Origin of the sequence: Streptomyces indicus (assembly GCF_900100315.1) — a bacterium.
Lineage (GTDB): Bacteria > Actinomycetota > Actinomycetes > Streptomycetales > Streptomycetaceae > Streptomyces > Streptomyces indicus.
On record NZ_FNFF01000016.1, the window covers coordinates 85,496 to 103,842 of the forward strand.

Sequence of the window (18,347 nt, forward strand, 5' to 3'; positions counted from 1 at the left end):
GAGCCCGACGGCATCCGTCGCAGCGCGGGTGCCGTCGGGCTCTTCGCTGCAAGACCACAGACGCACACGGCACGGAAGGGGCGGGGGATGGGACAGGTACGTACGGAAGGCGGAAGGGACGGCGGCAGGCTCGACCGGCTGGTCGGGGAACTCAGCCTCGAGCAGAAGGTACGTCTGCTCACGGGCGCGACGACCTGGCGTACCGCCGGCGAAGCCGCCATCGGCCTGCGGGAGTTGGTGACCTCCGACGGACCCGCCGGAATCCGAGGCGAGGCCTGGGACGAACGGCGCCCCTCCGTGTTGCTGCCTTCGGCTTCCGCCCTCGGTGCGATGTGGAACGACGAACTGGTGGAGCGGCTCGGCGGACTGCTGGCCACGGAGGCCACTCGCAAGGGCGTCGACGTGGTGCTCGCCCCCACGCTCAATCTCCACCGGAGCCCCCTGGGCGGGCGGCACTTCGAGTGTTTCTCCGAGGACCCGGAACTGACCGGCCGTACGGGGGCCGCGCTGATCCGGGGGATCCAGGCGCGGGGCGTGGCGGCGACGGCCAAGCACTACGTCGCCAACGACTCCGAGACCGACCGGCTGACCGTCGATGTGCGGATGTCCGAACGCACCCTGCGCGAGGTGTACCTCGCACCGTTCGAAGCAGCCGTCGACGCCGGGGTCTGGCTGGTCATGGCCGGATACAACGCCGTGGACGGCACGACGATGACGGCCAGCCCGCTCCTGGCGGACCCGCTCAAGGGCGAGTGGGGGTTCGACGGGGTCGTCGTATCCGACTGGGCCGCGGTGCGCACCACGGAGGCGACCGCTCGCGCCGCTCTCGACCTCACGATGCCGGGCCCGGAGGGGATGTGGGGGAGCGCACTGGTCCGCGCGGTCAAGGACGGGGCGGTTGCGGAGGAGGAGATCGACGCCAAAGTACGGCGGCTGCTCCGGCTCGCCGAGCGTGTGGGCGCGCTGGGACCGAGCCGCCGGCGCCGTCTGCCGCCGACGGCGCACGGCGCCACGCGGGCGCTGCTGCGCCACGCGGTCGGCGCGAGCGCGGTGCTGCTGCGCAACTCCGGCGTGCTTCCGCTCGATCCCCGAGCCCTGGACACCGTCGCGGTCATCGGAACCCACGCGGCCTCCCCGCGTCTTCAAGGCGGCGGCAGCGCGGGCGTCTTCTGCTCCGAGGCGGTCGCCCCGCTGACCGGCATCGAGGACCTGCTGCGGGGCCGGGCCCGGGTGGTGTACGAGCCCGGCCCCGCACCAGGCGCACCGCCCTCCCCGCTCGATACGGAGCTGTGCACCGATCCGCGGTCCGGAGCCCCCGGAGTTCTGCTGCGGGTGCTCGACGCGTCGGGACGGGAGCTGGCCGCGGAACTCCGTCTCTCCGGACGGCAGTTGGAGCCGGACCTGCCGCCGGGGGCACACACCGTGGAGATATCCGCACTGCTGCATCCCCGCCGATCCGGTCTGTGGACGCTCGGCGTCGGCGGCTTCGGACGCCTGACGCTCACTGTCGACGGCCGGACGCTCCTGGACGATGAAGTCCCCGCGGGCACCGACGATCCCGCTGTCGTCCACGTCAACCCGCCGGTCCACACCGTGCGCACCACCCTCACCGCAGGGCAGCCCGTGCATGTGGTGGCGCGTCGTTCCCTCGTGCCCGGCCGGGGACGGGCCACCGTCGTCACCGCCGCGCCACCGGATCCGGACCCGGCCACCGCCCTGAAGGACGCGGCGCGGGCGGCCCGCGAGGCCGACGCCGCGATCGTCTTCGTCGGCACCACGGAGCACGGCGAGAGCGAGGGATACGACCGTACGAGCCTGGCGCTGGGCGAGCACCAGGACGCCTTGGTCCGGGCCGTGACCGCCGTCAATCCACGCACCGTCGTCGTCGTCAACAGTGGCGGCCCGGTGGAACTGCCCTGGCGCGAGGAGGCGGGCGCCGTGCTGCTCTCGTGGTTTCCGGGCCAGGAAGCCGGCGCGGGCCTGGCCGACGTCCTCTTCGGCCGCACCGAGCCCGGCGGCCGGCTTCCCACCACCTGGGGCACCGAGTTGGCGGACGTCCCCGTCACCCGCACGAGGCCCGTGGACGGCCGGCTCGCCTACACGGAGGGCCTGCACATCGGCCACCGGGCATGGCTGCGCGCCGGGGCGCAGCCCGCCTACTGGTTCGGCCACGGACTCGGATACACGACCTGGGAGTACGAGGAGGTGCGGGCGCCCGCGCACATCACCGCGGGGGAGCCGTTCACCGTGCGGGTCACGGTCCGCAACACCGGCACACGCCCCGGCCGTGAAGTCGTCCAGGTGTACGTGGCCCGCCCGGAGTCAGCGGTCGAGCGCCCTGTGCGGTGGTTCGCCGGGTACGCCGCGGTGGAGGCGGAAGCGGGGGACACGGCCGGCGCGGACGTCCTCGTGGGAGCGCGCGCCTTGCGGCACTGGTCGACGGCGGACCACACCTGGCGTACGGAGCCCGGCTGTTACCGGCTCATCGTGGGCAGGTCGGCCGGGGACACACGATGGGAGGGCAGTGTCACGGTCGGCAGTGGCTGAGCTCGGCGCCGGCCAGGGAGAGCGCTCCACGAGGACGTCCGTGCCCGATTAGGGTGTCGACCATGAGCAAACAGGGGCCGACCTTGGAGGACGTCGCGCGCGAGGCAGGCGTCTCACGGGCCACGGTCTCCCGGGTCATCAACGGCGTACGGAACGTGGATCCGCACATCCAGAAGGTGGTCCGCGAGGCCGTCGAGCGGACCGGGTACACACCGAACCAGGCGGCCCGCGCCTTGGTGACCCGCCGAGCGCAGACCATCGCCCTCGTGGTCTCCGGCGCGGGCGAGGAGGCCGACGACGACCCCCACACCAACTCCTTCATGGCCCGCGTGTTTGCGGACCCGTTCTTCGGGCGTGTGGTGACAGGGGTGGTCGGGTTCCTGCGGCCTCGGGGGCTGCACCCTGTGCTGATGTTCGCCGACTCCGAGAGCGCCCGCCGTGACGTGGTCGCCTACCTGCGCCGCGGCAGCGCCGACGGCGCGCTCGTCGTCTCCACCCACGCCGAAGACCCTCTGCCGGCACGGTTCGCGGCCGAAGGGCTGCCCGCCGTCTGCTTCACCCGGCCCGCCGTGCCCGCCCCCATCAGTTACGTGGACCTGGCCCACCGCCGCGGCGGCCTCCTCGCCGCACAGCACCTCCTGGAACGGGGATGCCGCAGGCCGGCCACGATCACCGGGCCCCTCGACATGTCGGCCGGCCAGGAACGCCTCGCCGGGTTCCGGGAGGGCATGGAGCTCGGAGGCATTCGGTACGTGCCGCTCGCCGAGGGCGGTTTCACCCTGCTCAGCGGCGTAGCGGCCATGGAGCGCCTGCTGGAGGAACACCCCGACATCGACGGCGTATTCGCGGCCAACGACCTGATGGCGCAAGGCGCCTGCCAGGTCCTGCACGAGTCGGGACGACGGGTGCCGCAGGACGTCGCGGTGATCGGCTTCGACGATTCCAGCGTTGCCGTCACCTGCCAGCCCCCGTTGACCACGGTGCGTCAACCGGTGGAGGAAATGGCCGCCACGATGGCCGAGTTGCTGCACGAGTTCATCCAGGGCGAGCGTGTGGAAGCCACATCGCGGATCTTCGAACCCGAGTTGGTCGTGCGGGCTTCGGCGTGACCGCCTCCACGTCCCGTCGTCACGACGTGCAGATGGTGACTGTGATGTGGCCTCGGAGGATGTCGTGGCATTCGGCTGTGGGGGACTCCGGTGTGACCGATGGCGGCGTCGGTGTCGGCGTCGGGTTGACGGGTTCCGGGGCCGTCGGTTCGGCAGGTGCCGGGTCCGTGGGCGGGGTCGGCTCCGGCTCGAGCGGGGCGGGAGTGGTCGTAACGTCGGGTGTCTGTACGGGAGTTGGGTCCGGAGCGGGAGGGGGGACGGTGCCGTTGCCCGGAGGCTGCGCCGGGACCGAGGGGGCTGTGTCGCCCGGCGCGGGCTCGCTCGGCGCAGCGGGGCCGGGCTCCTGCCCGACGGGCGGCGAGTTGGGCTGTGGCGGCGGCGTGGGTTGAGCGGACGCGGGCGCTGTGGGCACCGCATCGGCAGGCTCGGCTGCGGGGTCGTCTTGCGGGGCCGCCTCGTCCGCGGTCGGCTGCCCCGGAGTGTCGGCGCGGCCCGGATCGACGGCCGAGGGCGGTGCGTCCTCGGTGGTTTGGGGCGCAACGCGCGGCGCGTCCTCGGGCGCTCGGGACGGAACGGGCGGCGTGGACGGCGGCACCGGACCGGTTTCCCGACCCTGCACCGGAACGTCCTTGAGTACGAGGGCGCCCCCGACGAGCGGTGACAGCGGACGCGTTGGCGTGGACGGAGTCGCGTCGTGCGTCGCCGTGCGCGCGGGCGGGACCGGCTGGTCAGCAGCACCGACCAGCAGCCCCACACCGATCGCCGCCCCCGTCACCGTGACCCCCACGCTTCCGAGTACGGCCGCCGGAGCCTTGAACCCACCGGTGACGAGCTGACGTACGACCCGGCCGACGCCACGCACCGGACCCGCTGCGCCCGAGATCGCGGGAGCAGCGGAGGCGCCGGAGGCCCCAGGAGCGCCCGCACCCCCCGCCCCCGTCGGGGCCCCCGCCAACACAGGAGCAAGGAACTTCGCTCCGCCACCGAGGAACCCCGCCAGCAGCGCCGGCCCGACCAGCGCGCCCAAGTGGTGGTTGGCCCGGGCGAGCAGCAGGTAGCGGGAGCGGCAGTCCTCGCATGCGTCCAGGTGGGCGCGGAGCGCAGCCGCGTGTCGGGGTGCGGCCGCGTCACGTATGAGCGCGGGTATCCGCTCCCAGTGGACCTCGCAGGCCGGGTCCTGCGGCGTGCCGGGATGGGCGCGCAGGAACGCTTGCCGCATCCCCTCACGGGCCCGGTGCAGCAGCACCGCAGTCGCCCCGCGGCCGGCCCCGATGCGCCGGCCGATGACGTCGAGCGGCAGGTCCTCGGCCTCGGCCAGCCACAAGGCCTTGACCCACCGTTCGGGCAGCTGACCGAGCACCCGCCTCAACAGGTCGATCTGGGAGACCCGCGCGCTCGGGTCGGCGGCGGAACCGGTGAAGGACACCGAGACCGGTTCGATCACGTCCGCGCCTGCCTGCTCCGGTTCGACCGGGGTCTCGCGGGCGGCGGCGCTGCCGACCGTCATGGCCAGATTGCGTACGGTCCTGGTCAGGTAGGCCGCGACGTTGTCGATCTCGTGTCCCGCGGAGAGCCGCCGCCAGACCCTGAAGTGGGCCTCGGCGACCACGTCCTCGGCGAGCCAGGGATTTCCGGTCAGCGAGCGGGCGTAGGCCACGAGGTGGGGTTGCTGCTCCTCGTAGACCCGGGCGTAGGCCACGGCGTTGCCGCCGTTGTAGCCGTCGGTCATGGCAGGACACTCCGATACGGAACGGGAGCTTGTCACTGTATGTACGAATTTGCCGGGATGGTGCAGCAGTGTGGCGTGGTTCACATCGATCGCTGGGCAACTCGCGTAATGCCGGAAGCGCACCGCAGGTCGATGGGGCATGGCGGTGCGGACGCCCGAACCCGAACCCCGCGCCCGCCCACCCCCGCGCCCGTCCACTCCTGAAGGAGCCGCACCGATGCCCCTCACGATCGAGCAGTCCGTCCGTGCCCGCCTGATCACCTCGGCCGGCCCCGAGCCCGCCGTCCGCGTACAGCTCCGCTACGACAGTGCCGATCCGGTCGCCATCCACCTCGTCTTCCCGCCCGAGGTGTCCCTGGACGGACGCCCGGTGCCCTGGACCTTCGCGCGCGACCTGTTGGAAGCCGGTCTCCGCGCCCCGTCGGGCACGGGTGACGTGCACATCTGGCCGTGTGGCCGGGCCCAGACGGTCATCGAGTTCCGCGTGCCCCACGGTGCGGCGCTCGTCCAGATCGACACGGCCCCGCTGCGTCGCTTCCTGCTTCGCTCGTACGCGGTGATCGCGCCGGGCGACGAAACGGTCGACTTCGACCTGTGCGCGCTGCTGCGCGATGCGTGACGGCACTCGCCAGCCGCCGCTGCCGAGTCGCCGTCCGCCGTCCCGAGGCCTGGACGGCACCGGCGATCGAGCGACGGGGCGGCGGCAGCGGGGTCAGGAACCAGCAGGGACCTGTGCCTCGAGTCCCCGCGAGGCGACGACCTGCGCACTGCCGTCCGTCAGGCGGTAGCACAGGCCCACCACGGCCGTCTCGCCGGCGGCGACCTTGTCGGCGAGCACGCGGGAGCGGTCGAGGAGCAGGTCGACGGTGTGCTTGATGTGTTCGGCGAGGATCTCGTCGGGCTCGGTTTGTCCGGCGGCTCGCGCGGCCAGCACGCTGGGCGTGACCCGCTCGACGACGTCCCGGACGTATCCGGTCGGCGTCATGCCGTTCTCCAGCGCGGCACACGCGGCGCCGACCGCCCCGCACGAGTCGTGTCCGAGCACGACGACCAGGGGGCTGCCCAGGACGTCCACGCCGAACTCGATGCTGCCGAGCACCTCGGACCCGACGACGTGACCGGCGGTACGCACCACGAACAGGTCGCCCAGACCGCGATCGAAGATGATCTCGGCCGCGAGCCGGGAGTCGGAGCACCCGAACAGCACGGCGAAGGGCTGCTGGGACGGTGCGATCTCGGTGCGGCGCCTGGCGTCCTGGTTGGGGTGCTCGGGGGTGCCGGCGACGAAGCGCTGGTTTCCGGCGAGCAGCAACGCGAAGGCCTCGGCCGGAGTGGGGGACGTTATCTCGCTCATGCCCGCAGCTTATGACCCACCACCGCCCACCGCTTCGCCCGGCCCTGCCGGGTTCGAGGCCGACGACCTCGGGGACCGGCCCCGGCGAGCTGCCTTCCCTCGCGCCTCCGCGGCGAGTCCTCACCCGGACCCACGCAGCCGCAGCCGCAATCGCACAGCCCACGCCGGCCGCGAGGGCGGGGAGCCCGAGCGCGAGCGCGTGCTGCAAGGAGGCGGCGGCCGCGTATCCGGCGACGGTCTCCGCGGTGGCCCACAGGAGTGAAGCGCTCATGCTGTACGGAGCGATGCGGTGGCAGGGGAGTCGCGCCGCCCCGGCGAGGTGCGGGACGAGGGTGCGGAGGACCGGCAGGAAGCGGGCTGCGAAGACCGCCTGTCCGCCACGGCGGGCCGTGAGCGCTTCCGCGCGCTGCCACGCACCGGCCGGGAAGCGCCGCCCGAGCGAGCCGGTGCGCAGGCGCTCGCCGAGCAGGCGCCCGGTGCGGTGGGCCAGGAGGTCTCCCGCGCAGGCCGCACCTGCGGCCACCGCGATCAGCACGGGCAGGTCCAGATGTCCCGTACGCGCAGAGCTCCTGAGCTCAGCAGCAAGGTGAGGGTCGGTACGAACGCGCCGACCAGCAGGACCGACTCCGTGAGGATGGCAGCTGACGCGTACGCGGCCAGGGGCGGCAGGTCCTCCAGGAGGCCGGTCAGCGTGTTCACATCGCGCTGGCCGCCGCCCACCACGTCGATGTCGCGCTCGTCGACGTGCGGATGCCTCGTATGGACGGCATCACCGCCACCGCCAGGCTCCGCGCGCCCTGCCCCGCCCTCCGAAGGTCATCACCCTGACGACGTTCGACCTCGACGAGTACGTCTACGACGCGCTCGCGGCGGGAGCCGACGGCTTCCTGCTCAAGGACACCGACCCGGGCGAAATCCTGCGTGCCGTGCACCTCGTCGCCGCCGGCTCGGCGATGCGCCATCCGTCGGCCGCCCGGCGGCTCATCGACCGCTACCACCGGGCCGGTCAGCCCCAGGCGACCGCAGCCCGCACCCGGATCGAACGGCTGACGCCGCGCGAACGCGACGTCCTGACCCTGCTGGCCCGCGGCGACACCAACGCCGACATCGCCGCCCGCCTCGGCATGCGGGAGAGCACCGTGAAGGCCCATGCCAGTCGTATTCTCGCGACACTTGACGTCACCAACCGCGTCCAGGCCACTCTGCTCGCCCGTGATGCCGGGCTCAACTGATCTACGAGGAAGGATGCTTCACAGGTGCGCCGCGTCTTGGCAGCAGCGGGCCTTCACACTCGCCGGTACGGTGACCGGCCGGACCACGAGACCCACTTCGGCGTCCTCAACCCGTACGGCACGCCGCATGCCGGCCCCGTCGAGTTCGACGTTCCCTTGGTCCAACCGGCGCGCCGTCCCAGGCGAGTTCGCCGCCCTGCGGTTCAGGAAGATGCAGTCCGCCGTGACCTCGCTGCGGCTCACGCGTGCCGGTGCCCCAGCACATTGACCACGCGTCCACCGGGATCGCGGACGAAGAACCGCCGCACGCCCCACTCCTCGTCCTGCAAGGGGAGCACGATCTCCGCACCGCTCTCCCGCATGACCTCATAGGCCGCGTCCACGTCGTCCACCTCGATGCTCATGTCAGGGGCGACGGGCGCGGTCTTGTCGTGGCTCATCACGCTGATCTGCGCGTTCGGTTGGGACGGGGAGGCGAACGTCGCGATCCAGCCGTGGTTCATGACCTCCTCGAAGCCCAGCAGACCGTAGAACTCCCGGTGCTCCTGCGCGGCCTCGGACTGGATGTTGGGCACCACACGGCGAACGGCCATTGACGACTCCAGGTGAGAGCGGACGTGTCTTTGAGTCCCAAGAGGTACTACGCGACGTCCGCCGCCGCACGCATTCGTCGGACGCACTGCCGACCCGATGCGCCGAGCACCCCGTACGGACGGCGTGCTACCCGGCGCCTCCGGAGAGGAGGCCGCCGCTGTCCTCCGCGCCGCCGTTCCCACCGCCGCCATCCGCCGACCCTGCCACGCCCACCGTCAGCAGAACAGTGGAGCCCGGCTGGGCTTCGCCACCCGCGGGCGACTGGGCGATGACGAGACCGGCCTGCTCTGCCGTCGAGGGTGCGGTGACGACGTTGGTGAGCAATCCGACGTCCGCGATCCGCTGTTTCGCCTCCGCCTGGGGCAGATTCAGGACGGTGGGCACGGTCACGGTCTGCGGTTCGATCGCGTCGGACGCGATCAGCAGGGTCACCGTGGAGGTGCGCGGCGCGGCTGTTCCACCTTCGGGTTCGGTGCCGGACACGGTGCCGGGAGACACGTCCGGGTCCTCCACGATGCGTGTCTCGACCACGAAGCCCGTCTCCTCCAGGAGCCGCGTCGCCTCTTCGGCCGACGCCCCCCTGGTCTGCGGGATCACTGCCTGCGCGGGCGATGGCGATGAGCCCTCGGGCCCGCCCTCCCCGCCAGGACCGGCGGGCACCGCGATCTCAAGCTCCTGCGAGGGGTTCCGTACGTTCGCCACCGTGAGGGACTTCTGCCGGTTCTCGGCCTTCTCGACCTTGACGACCTGGTCCTTCTTGACCTTCCAGGCCTTGATTCCTTTGTCCTTGCCCTTGAACTTCGGGTCGACGTCACCGGGGTCCCGCTCGCTGACGGCCAGCGGGTTGCCGCAGTTGCACTTCACGCGCGGTACGCCGAATCCGTCGACGAGCACTGCGGTGCCGGCCTCGAGCACGGCGTCGTAGCGGTGGTGCTTGCCCTTCTTGTAGTTGTGGTTGGCGACGAGGGTGTCGTTGGCGAGGACGACCTCGACGAGGGACCTGACGAAGGCCTTGACGGTCTTGGGCTTGGCGCCGATGCCGAGGGCCTTGGCCCAGGCGGCCTTCTTCTTCGCGTTGGCCGGCGTGAGCAGGAAGTCGATCAGCAGGGCCGGGTCGCAGATGTCGACCTTCCTGCTGCCGCCGTACAGTCCCGCCTCGCTTCCCTTGCGCGAGCCTCCCTTGTCATTGAGGTTGCGCCCGAAGTCGACTCCGTCGCCGAGACCGCCGCTGAAGAAGGCGTTCTCGGCGAGGTAGCCGACGGCCTCGGCGGCGACCGCGCTCCCCACGGCGCGGGCCGCGCACGCCATTCCGGTCAGCGAACCGAGGAGGACGGTGAACGCCAGGAACGCACCCGCTGCCTTGACCCTGACACCCCGCCACCCGCTCGCACGTGCTGCGCGCGCCCCTCGCGCGCGCTTCCCCATGAACGCAGCCCCCATGGTCTTCCGCCCCCCTGATGCTTGTCACATGGTTCGAACCAGAGCGGTGACCATCGCGGCCACCCCGCCCTGCACCGCGGACAGGACCGCTTCACGGGCCCCGCCGGCGACCGCCCGGGTGAGAGCCCGCAGACGTCCAGGCTCGGCCTGTACGGCCGTGACGACCGCGCCGGGATCCGTCACGGATCCGTCGGCGGTGATCGCACCCCGGTCCGCCAGCTCGGACAGAAACGCCCGGAGTTCGGCGATCGCGGCGTTGATCTCGGCGCCCGAAACGGCCTCCTGGTTAGTCACGGTGATACGGGCGTGGTCACCGGGCCTGTATTGGTCGCGGCCGACTTTGTCACCGTGCACCACATCGCCTTGCACGTGGTTTTCGTAGCCGGGGTGAGTCATTTTCTGACCTTTCTGAAACCGGACGATCTACGAGTGCGCTATCGGCTGCCGCTGCCGCTCATCTTGAACTGATCGCGGCCCGCCTTGTCTCCCATCACCACGTCTCCGTACACCTGTACGGACCTCGGATGAGTGGGGGGATTCTCGATCGCGTCGACAATGACGTGCTTGATCCGGTGTATTTCCGTCCCATCCGTCCCGGAGAGTGCCGTGTACTGCGTCCCGGCGGTCTCCAGAACGAGGGCGTAACGCGTTCTCCTGAAGAAGACACGGTGGATCAACAGCCCGAGGAACCCGGCGGCGACCACCCCTCCGACGCCCGTCACCAAAGGCATCAGCAGCCGTGCGGCGCTCTCGACGTCCGGGCGCACATCGGGCGGCAGCGCCGGTGGCGCGAGCTGCGCCGCCGCGGCGAACGAGACGATGACGAAAAGGGTGATCGCCAGCGGGCGCAGCGGGTACCAGGTCGCATACTTTCCGCGCCACACAAGTTGCAGTGAACGCACCCTGGAAATGTTCGAAAGTGGATATACCTCGTGCCCGATCTGGACCACTCTGCGGCTGATGACGATCTCACCGATCTGGCGATCTCTCATGCGATGCCCCCGTATCGCCAGACCCTGGTCGAAGGCAATGATTTCGGCCCGAACGCGATGAGCAGCAGTGTGGCAGTCAGTGGCTCGGCTCAACAAGCCATTTCCAGTGCCCGTTGACGCGTCGTGACATTTGCGCTATCGCGTAACAGCCCTCTCCGCTTCGTTCATCCGGTGTTACGGAAAACCCCTCGGAAAGCGCTTGTGATTTCCCACGGTCATCGTTTGGCGCTCTGTCCACTCCACCTTGGGGGGCTCCAGAGGCCCGGTCCGACCGCTGCGAGAGGCCTTCGACCACGGCGGCCGGCGCGAAACCTCGATCAGCGTGGATCGAACCTGCAGCCGGTGGACCGGGTAGGCGGTATCGATGGCCTCGGGCGGGGGCGCTCGGTGGTCCGCAGCGGGCGCGGTGACCCTCGCGGGGGCCTCCGGTCCGGGTGGGAACGCCCACTCCTGGGGATCCGCCTTCCGTTTACGAACAGTGATTGACACAAGTGATCGCAGCCGCACAGAATCCATACGCTCTCTGCCGACAACTCACTTATAGTGGCGGCCAGTTGGTGAGCGGCGGCTTTGTGCCGCCGTTTCTTGCTGGGCCACGATCGAGGATTCCTCTTCATGACCGCGCCCAGCCCGCCGAGTGACCGCCCCGGACTCCGCGCGGTGTTGCCGACCGCCCTGGCCACGACCGGGCCGGCCCTGGCTCTGGTGGCCGGCACGGCGATGACGCTCGTGCCGCCGGAGGTCCGTGCGGAGTACGCCTACGGCGCGGGGGCCTTCGCCGTGCTCATGGGCGCCGCCACAGCGGTCGCCGCCCGGTACCGCATCACCGCCCGTGTGCTGCGTCTGCGCCTGGACGACCTCAGCAGCGACATGGGGCGGCTGCTGCAGGACAAGAGCCGGATGCAGGCGGAGTTCAGCCGCGAGATGGAGCGTCGCGCGGACGAGGCGGAGCGCGAAAAGCGTGCGCTGGGCGAGGAGTTGGAGAGCCTGCGCCGGGAGGCCGCCGGGTTGTCCGAGCGGGCCCGCCGGGCGGAGTCGGAGCGGGCCTCTGCGGTGTCGGCCACGGCCAACGCCGCCGCGCGCCTGCAAGCCCTCGCCAACGGCATCCTCGCCGACCTGCGCGACATGGAGGAGCGGCACACCGACGAGGAAGTCCTGGCCGATCTGCTCCATCTCGATCACCGCACCGCCCAGGTCGGCCGCGTGGCCGACTCCGTCGCCGTGCTCTCAGGGGCCCGGTCGGGCCGGCGCTGGGCCCGTCCCATCCGTATGGAGTCGATCCTGCGCGGAGCCATGGGCCGGATCGGCGGCTACCGGCGGGTGCGCGTCCATTCCACCAGCGACACGGCGGTGGCCGGACACGCCGCCGAGGGCGTGATGCACGTCCTTGCCGAGCTCATGGACAACGCCACGATGTTCTCGCCGCCGACGTCCGAGGTCCACGTCTACGTGGAGGAAGTGCCGGCGGGCGTGCTCATCTCCGTGGAGGACAGCGGACTCGTGATGAGCGATGTCCAGCTGCGGCGGGCCGAACGGGCCGTATCCGGAGACATCACCGGCCTCGGCGGCCTCACCGGTACCCGCCTGGGCCTGGCCGTGGTCGGCCGACTCGCCCGCAAGCACGGCCTGAAGGTGTCCTTCCGGCCCTCGGCCCGGGGCGGCACGGGTGTTCTGGTGCTGCTGCCGCAGGACCTGCTGGCCGCGGCCGAGCCGGACCGGCCCGTGCCCGCGGGTGCCGCGCCCGGCACGTCCACGGCACCGGATGCCGCGTCCGACGCGGTGCCGGCCGAGTTCCAGGACTCCGCGGACGGTGCGCCACCCCAGCCCACTGACGTAATCGGCACCCATGAGGAAGATGCCGCCGACGCCGAGCCAGTCGTCCCTGCGACCGCCCCGGCAGCAGCAGACGACACCGGTGCGCACAGTGTCCCGACCGGTCTGCCCCGACGCCGACGCGGCCAGACCCTCGCCGCGGCCGAGCGGTCCCAGGCGCAGCACGCCCAAGCGTCCCGGCCCGCGCGGCCCGGACGCGAGGGGACCGCGCCCTCCGACATCCAGAGCAGGGCCGCCCGCTTCACGAGCTTCCGCCAAGCGGTGCGCGGGGAGCCGGTGACCCCCGGGCCCGACACAGGGCCGACCGGCGCGGACATCCCTCGGTCGACGGGCTCGGACATCCCTCGGTCGACGGGCTCGGACCTCCCTCGGCAGTCCGGCGCGGACACCCCGAGGCAGTCCGCAGCGGCCGACTGAATCAGGCTGCCACCCCACAGCGCACGCGCCGGCCCGTCCACCGAGCGACCGGGACGACACCGGTGAGCCCGAGCACTCCTTGATTCCGGAAGGCGAGACCACCCCCATGACCGGCACCACCACCGACGAGAAGCTGTCCTGGCTCATCCAGGGCCTCCTGGAGCGCACCCCCGGCGCACGCCACGCGCTCGTGCTCTCCCGCGACGGACTGAAGCTCTGCCGCACCGCGGAGCTCTCCACGGACCAGGCCGACCAGCTCGCCGCCATCGCCGCCGGCATCCAGTCGCTGTCCCAGGGCGCCTCCATCGAGTTCGGCGACGGCAGCGGCGGAGTCCGTTCCGCCATGACCGAGTTCTACGGGGGAGTGCTGTTCATCGTGGAGGCCGGCGAGGGAGCGCATCTCGCGGTCATCGCCACCGAGGACGCCGACCCCGGGCTCGTCGGCCACCAGATGAACGAGCTGGTCGAGCAGCTCGGCGACCATCTGCGCGCCGAGCCGCGTACCTCATGAGCCGCCCCGGCCGGGACGACGCGCCCGACCGGCTCTACACCGTCACGGGCGGCAGGAGCCGGACCGCACCGGACTCCCCGTTCGACCTGGTGACGCTGGTCATGGCCGAGTCCGCCCCGGCACCGGGCATGCAGTCGGAGCACGCGAGGATCCTGCGGATCACCGAGCACCCCACGGCCGTGGTCGAGATCGCTGCCGAACTGCGCCTTCCGGTGAGCATCACCAAGATCCTGCTCACCGACCTCCACGACCAGGGCCGGGTCAGCGCGCGCCATCCCCGTACCGCCGCGCCCTCCGGCCGACCCGACCCCGACCTCCTGGAACAGGTGCTCGTTGGACTCCGTAACCTCTGACGCCCGCACGCCCCTGAGCGCCTCGGCCGACAACGGCCTGAAGATCGTGATCGTCGGCGGCTTCGGTGTCGGCAAGACGACCATGGTCCGTTCGGTGAGCGAGATCCGCCCACTCAACACCGAGGAGACGATGACCCAGGCCGGGGCGGCCGTCGACGACATCCGTGCGGTACGCGGCAAGACCGCCACCACCGTCGCCTTCGACTTCGGCCGCATCACCCTGGACGCGCGCAATGTGCTGTACCTGTTCGGCGCGCCCGGCCAGGAGCGCTTCTGGTTCCTGTGGGACCGGCTCTTCTCGGGCACGCTGGGCGCGATCGTTCTCGTGGACACCCGCCGCATCGACGATTCCTGGTACGCCATCGACCGTCTGGAACACCACGGCACACCGTTCGTCGTGGCGTGCAACGACTTCGGCGGCACCGCGCATCCACCGGCCGAGGTCCGCGCGGCCCTCGACCTGGAACCGCATGTGCCCCTGCTGCACTGCGACGCCCGGTCCCGCGAGTCCAGCAAGCAGGTGCTGATCTCCCTCGTCGAGCACATCAGCGGCCTGGCCGCCGCCCCGCACCCCGAGCCCCTCCAGGAGCTGCTGCCGTGAACACCACCCCAGTGCCCCTGGGAGGGCCCCGGTTCCAGACCGATCCGGCCGGGCTGTACCGGGACATGCGCCGCGAGCACGGCCCCGTCGTGCCCGTGCTCCTCGACGGCGACATCCCCGCCTGGCTGGTGATCGGCTACCGGGAGCTGCACCAGGTCACCGGCGACCCGGTGCTCTTCAGCCGGGACTCCGAGCTGTGGAACCAGTGGGAGAACGTGCCCGACGACTGGCCGCTGCTGCCGATGATCGGCCGCAAACAGCCGTCCATCCTCTACACGGTCGGCGAACGGCACCGACAACGCGCGGCGATGGTCAGCGACGCCCTCGAGGCCGTCGACCCGTTCGTCCTGCGCGGGCACAGCGAACGGTTCGCGGACGAGCTGATCGACGCGGTGTGCGCCCGGGGCGAGGCGGACCTGGTCGCGGACTACGCCCGCCTGCTGCCCGTACGCGTGCTCGCCCGCCTCTACGGCTTCTCCGAGGAGGAAGGGCCCCCGCTCGTCACCGCGCTGAACGACATGATCGACGGGCAGGAGCGGGCGCTCGAAGGTCAGCGGCATCTGGCCACGTCCATGGCCGCCCTGGTCGCCGCCCGCCGGACCGACCCCCGCCAGGACGTCGTGTCCCGGATGCTCGCCGACGGCAGCGGTTTCACCGACGAGGAGATCGCCCAGGACCTGATGGTCATGATGGCGGCCGGCCACCAGCCGACCGCCGACTGGATCGGCAACTCCCTGCGGCTGATGCTCACCGACGTCCGGTTCGCCGCGTCGCTGTTCGGCGGCCGCAACAGCGTGGCCGAGGCGATGAGCGAAGTCCTGTGGGAGGACACGCCCACCCAGAACGTGGCCGGCCGCTGGGCCTTCCGCGACACCCGGCTCGGCGGACGGTCGATCCGCGCCGGCGACCTGCTTCTGCTCGGGCTGCAGGGCGCGAACGACGACCCGCAGATACGCACCGACGGTGCCGCGCTGACCGGGGGCAACCACGCCCATTTCTCGTTCGGCCACGGCGAGCACCGGTGCCCGTTCCCCGCCCAGGAGATCGCCGAGACCATCGCCCGTACCGCCATCGAGGTCGTGCTCGACCGGCTGCCCGACATCGACCTGGCGGTGCCCGCCGACTCCCTGACCCGTCGTCTCTCGCCCTGGCTGCGCGGACTCACGGCCCTGCCCGTGCGCTTCGCTCCGACCCCCGCCCTTGGAGGCACCTCCCATGACCACCAGCACTGAACAGACCCGGATCGCCCTCGACCCTTTCGTCACCGACCTCGACGGCGAGAGTGCACGGCTGCGTGCGGCGGGCCCGCTCGCCGCGGTGGAGCTGCCGGGCGGCGTCCCCGTATGGGCCGTCACCCACCACGCCGAGGCCAAGCGACTCCTTACCGATCCCCGCCTGGTGAAGGACATCAACGTCTGGGGAGCCTGGCAGCGTGGTGAGATACCCGCCGACTGGCCGCTCATCGGCCTGGCCAACCCGGGCCGGTCGATGCTCACCGTGGACGGCGCCGACCACCGCCGCCTGCGCACCCTGGTCGCCCAGGCGCTGACCCCGCGCCGGGTGGAACAGATGCGCGAGCGCATCACCGACCTCACGCGGAACCTCCTGGACGGCCTGCCGCAGACCGGTGAAGTGGTCGACCTCAAGGCCGAGTTCGCCTATCCGCTGCCGATGTACGTCATCGCCGACCTGATGGGCATCGAGGAGGCACGGCTGCCCCGCCTGAAGGTCCTGTTCGAAAAGTTCTTCTCCACGCAGACGCCTCCGCACGAGGTCGTCGCCACCCTCACCGAACTCGCCGGGATCATGGGCGAGACGGTCGCCGGCAAGCGCGAGCAGCCCGGTGACGACCTCACGAGCGCGCTGATCGCCGCGTCCGACGGCGGCGACCGGCTCACCGACGAGGAGATCGTCTCCACGCTCCAGCTCATGGTGGCCGCGGGACACGAGACGACCATTTCCCTGATCGTCAACGCGGTCGTCAACCTGTCCGCCCACCCCGAACAGCGCGCCCTGGTGCTCGAGGGCAAGGCCGAGTGGTCCGCGGTGATCGAGGAGACCCTGCGCCACTCGACGCCCACCTCGCACGTCCTCATCCGCTTCGCCACCGAGGACATCCCGGTGGGCGACCGGACCCTGCCCGCCGGTGACGCGCTGATCATCTCGTACGGTGCCATCGGCCGCGACGAGCAGGCGCACGGGCCGACCGCCGGCGAGTTCGACATCACCCGCACCCCGGTCACCCGCCACATCTCGTTCGGCCACGGACCGCACGTATGCCCCGGCGCTGCTTTGTCCCGCCTGGAGGCCCAGGTGGCACTCCCCGCGCTGTACGAGCGGTTCCCCGCCCTCGACTTGGCGGTGCCCGTCACCGAGCTGCGCCACAAGCCGGTCGTCACCCAGAACGACCTCTTCGAGCTCCCCGTGACGCTGACCGCCCGGTAGGCGGTGAGGCCGCTACGGTGACATGGCTTTGCGCGATGGACATCGGCTAGAGGAGACCGGTGCGCATGTGCTGCGTGAGATTCTCGGTGATCTCGCGTAGCCACGGGGCGCGGGCGGCCGGCAGCCGGGCCAGGGTGTGTCGGAAGACCTGCCAGTCGATCCGGAACACGTCGTGGACAGCCGGCGTGGGCGGGTCGTCGCGCAGGAGGCTGCCGGCCAGTGGTCCCGATGCGGGGACGGGCAGGTGTGGCTCGGGGAAGACCAGCCCGAGCCACACCCTGAACGGCAACGGGACCAAGTGTGCCGGAGCGGCTGGGGTCCATGCCCTTCCGGTCTGCGGGTGGGTCGGTACGAGGAGGATGTCCGCGTCAGCGTCGGGGGCCGGTTACTGCGGTCCGGCCAGGACGGCGCGCCGCGTCGGCCGATCGGCCGGCAGCAAGGTGTCGAGGGCGCGCTGGAACATCGTTGCGGCCAGGCCTTCCGGAACGGTTACCGCATGGCCGCCCGAGGCCACCACGAGGTGGGCGAGCGCCTGCCCGGCTGCGGCCACCCACTGAGGGCTCCAGTGCCACCTGTCGCTCGCCCGAAACGGCTCTCCCCATGAGGCGATCGGCTCGGACGGCGGTACGCCCGCTCCCTCCGCCAGCAGGTCCGCCCAGGACGACAACCGGGCGTCGGCGCCTTCGAGGGAGAGGCGGCGCACGGCGTCCTGGGCAAGCCAGACGGCCTGCCAGAGCGAGCAGTCGTCGATCCTGCTCGCCACGGCCGAACCGCAGGCCGCGCAGGCCAGGTTGGGACCGGCACTCCCGTCGAAACCGCAACAAGCACCGCCGCGCCGCTCCGGGATCAGCACAGTGCCGCGAACATCTCCTGGTGCGATGACGACCGCGCCGGGCGCTTCGGCGGACAGCCCCCTTCGCCACGGCGGCCCCCACTCCACGGCGAAGGTCCCCGATTCCATGAGGACCGGAAGCTGAAGCCCGTTGCCGTACTTCTGACGAGCGTGGACCGGCAGGGCCACCTGGGACAACGGCGGGGTCAGCTCGGCGTCACACCGCACACACACGAAAACGAACAAACGCCCTCCGCTCGGGAAACAGGGGCATGCTCGCAGCTTCGTGTCAGACCGGCCAACGTGTTTTCCCTTCACGATGGCGCTGAAGCAGAACCACGACGCCGAGCAGGGGCGA

Annotated in this window: 17 protein-coding genes and 3 pseudogenes; 11 read left to right on the forward strand and 9 right to left on the reverse strand. The window is 71.3% G+C overall.

Annotated elements, in window-relative coordinates:
* Nucleotides 1-87: 87 nt before the first annotated feature.
* Nucleotides 88-2,547, forward strand: a complete 2,460-nt coding sequence (locus tag BLT97_RS29820) for a beta-glucosidase family protein (protein ID WP_093615723.1) — start codon at nucleotides 88-90, stop codon at nucleotides 2,545-2,547.
* Between the two features lie 62 nt (nucleotides 2,548-2,609).
* A complete protein-coding gene (locus BLT97_RS29825; protein ID WP_093615725.1) occupies nucleotides 2,610-3,656 on the forward strand; it encodes a LacI family DNA-binding transcriptional regulator in 1,047 nt (348 codons plus the stop codon).
* Between the two features lie 19 nt (nucleotides 3,657-3,675).
* Here the strand turns inward: BLT97_RS29825 and BLT97_RS29830 are convergent, their stop codons facing one another.
* A complete protein-coding gene (locus BLT97_RS29830) occupies nucleotides 3,676-5,385 on the reverse strand; it encodes a sigma-70 family RNA polymerase sigma factor (protein WP_093615727.1) in 1,710 nt (569 codons plus the stop codon).
* 217 nt (nucleotides 5,386-5,602) lie between these two features.
* Here BLT97_RS29830 and BLT97_RS29835 point away from each other — a divergent pair, with 217 nt between their 5' ends.
* Complete coding sequence (locus tag BLT97_RS29835; RefSeq protein ID WP_093615729.1) at nucleotides 5,603-6,004, forward strand: SsgA family sporulation/cell division regulator; 402 nt, start codon at nucleotides 5,603-5,605, stop codon at nucleotides 6,002-6,004.
* Between the two features lie 93 nt (nucleotides 6,005-6,097).
* Here the strand turns inward: BLT97_RS29835 and BLT97_RS29840 are convergent, their stop codons facing one another.
* From BLT97_RS29840 to BLT97_RS38725, 3 genes and pseudogenes are all read right to left on the reverse strand, one after another.
* Nucleotides 6,098-6,739: a carbonic anhydrase gene (locus BLT97_RS29840; protein WP_093615731.1), complete on the reverse strand. Its 642-nt coding sequence runs from the start codon at nucleotides 6,737-6,739 to the stop codon at nucleotides 6,098-6,100.
* Between the two features lie 283 nt (nucleotides 6,740-7,022).
* Nucleotides 7,023-7,274, reverse strand: a pseudogene (locus tag BLT97_RS38720) (DedA family protein); the annotation flags it as partial.
* On the reverse strand, nucleotides 7,268-7,459 hold the full coding sequence (locus BLT97_RS38725) for a hypothetical protein (RefSeq protein WP_245769620.1): 192 nt from the start codon (nucleotides 7,457-7,459) through the stop codon (nucleotides 7,268-7,270). The pseudogene BLT97_RS38720 and the gene BLT97_RS38725, both read right to left, overlap by 7 nt.
* Between BLT97_RS38725 and BLT97_RS29850 the strand changes: the two are divergent.
* Nucleotides 7,439-7,971 (forward strand): annotated as a pseudogene (locus BLT97_RS29850) (response regulator); the annotation flags it as partial. The gene BLT97_RS38725 and the pseudogene BLT97_RS29850 overlap by 21 nt on opposite strands.
* Before the next feature lie 239 nt (nucleotides 7,972-8,210).
* Here the strand turns inward: BLT97_RS29850 and BLT97_RS29860 are convergent.
* The 4 genes from BLT97_RS29860 to BLT97_RS29875 form a co-directional block, all read right to left on the reverse strand.
* Nucleotides 8,211-8,564, reverse strand: a complete 354-nt coding sequence (locus tag BLT97_RS29860) for a VOC family protein (RefSeq protein ID WP_093615735.1) — start codon at nucleotides 8,562-8,564, stop codon at nucleotides 8,211-8,213.
* Nucleotides 8,565-8,691: 127 nt separating this feature from the next.
* Nucleotides 8,692-9,990 carry a DUF6777 domain-containing protein gene (locus BLT97_RS29865; RefSeq protein WP_143041406.1) on the reverse strand — a complete coding sequence of 433 codons (1,299 nt, stop codon included), beginning with the start codon at nucleotides 9,988-9,990 and terminating at the stop codon, nucleotides 8,692-8,694.
* A gap of 39 nt (nucleotides 9,991-10,029) precedes the next feature.
* Nucleotides 10,030-10,299 carry a hypothetical protein gene (locus tag BLT97_RS29870; protein WP_143041407.1) on the reverse strand — a complete coding sequence of 90 codons (270 nt, stop codon included), beginning with the start codon at nucleotides 10,297-10,299 and terminating at the stop codon, nucleotides 10,030-10,032.
* A 140-nt stretch (nucleotides 10,300-10,439) separates the two neighbouring features.
* Nucleotides 10,440-10,997 (reverse strand): DUF6232 family protein, encoded by a 558-nt coding sequence (locus tag BLT97_RS29875; protein ID WP_093615741.1) that lies wholly within the window; start codon nucleotides 10,995-10,997, stop codon nucleotides 10,440-10,442.
* On the opposite strand from BLT97_RS29875, the gene BLT97_RS38080 reads away from it, so the two are divergent.
* From BLT97_RS38080 to BLT97_RS29905, 7 genes are all read left to right on the forward strand, one after another.
* On the forward strand, nucleotides 10,938-11,114 hold the full coding sequence (locus BLT97_RS38080; RefSeq protein WP_176953938.1) for a hypothetical protein: 177 nt from the start codon (nucleotides 10,938-10,940) through the stop codon (nucleotides 11,112-11,114). The genes BLT97_RS29875 and BLT97_RS38080 overlap by 60 nt on opposite strands.
* A gap of 498 nt (nucleotides 11,115-11,612) precedes the next feature.
* Nucleotides 11,613-13,247 carry an ATP-binding protein gene (locus BLT97_RS29880; protein ID WP_093615743.1) on the forward strand — a complete coding sequence of 545 codons (1,635 nt, stop codon included), beginning with the start codon at nucleotides 11,613-11,615 and terminating at the stop codon, nucleotides 13,245-13,247.
* 106 nt (nucleotides 13,248-13,353) lie between these two features.
* Entirely contained in the window at nucleotides 13,354-13,758 is a 405-nt protein-coding gene (locus BLT97_RS29885; protein WP_093615745.1) for a roadblock/LC7 domain-containing protein, read from the forward strand.
* A complete protein-coding gene (locus BLT97_RS29890) occupies nucleotides 13,755-14,111 on the forward strand; it encodes a DUF742 domain-containing protein (RefSeq protein ID WP_093615747.1) in 357 nt (118 codons plus the stop codon). The genes BLT97_RS29885 and BLT97_RS29890 overlap by 4 nt, the downstream gene beginning before the upstream one ends.
* Nucleotides 14,092-14,712 carry a GTP-binding protein gene (locus BLT97_RS29895; RefSeq protein WP_093615749.1) on the forward strand — a complete coding sequence of 207 codons (621 nt, stop codon included), beginning with the start codon at nucleotides 14,092-14,094 and terminating at the stop codon, nucleotides 14,710-14,712. Before BLT97_RS29890 ends, BLT97_RS29895 begins: the two co-directional genes overlap by 20 nt.
* A complete protein-coding gene (locus BLT97_RS29900; protein WP_093615751.1) occupies nucleotides 14,709-15,944 on the forward strand; it encodes a cytochrome P450 in 1,236 nt (411 codons plus the stop codon). Before BLT97_RS29895 ends, BLT97_RS29900 begins: the two co-directional genes overlap by 4 nt.
* The gene (locus BLT97_RS29905) at nucleotides 15,928-17,157 is read left to right on the forward strand and encodes a cytochrome P450 family protein (RefSeq protein WP_093615753.1); all 1,230 of its coding nucleotides are present in this window, start codon (nucleotides 15,928-15,930) and stop codon (nucleotides 17,155-17,157) included. The genes BLT97_RS29900 and BLT97_RS29905 overlap by 17 nt, the downstream gene beginning before the upstream one ends.
* Before the next feature lie 46 nt (nucleotides 17,158-17,203).
* Here the strand turns inward: BLT97_RS29905 and BLT97_RS29910 are convergent.
* A pseudogene (locus BLT97_RS29910) lies at nucleotides 17,204-18,235 on the reverse strand (hypothetical protein).
* Nucleotides 18,236-18,347: the final 112 nt, after the last annotated feature.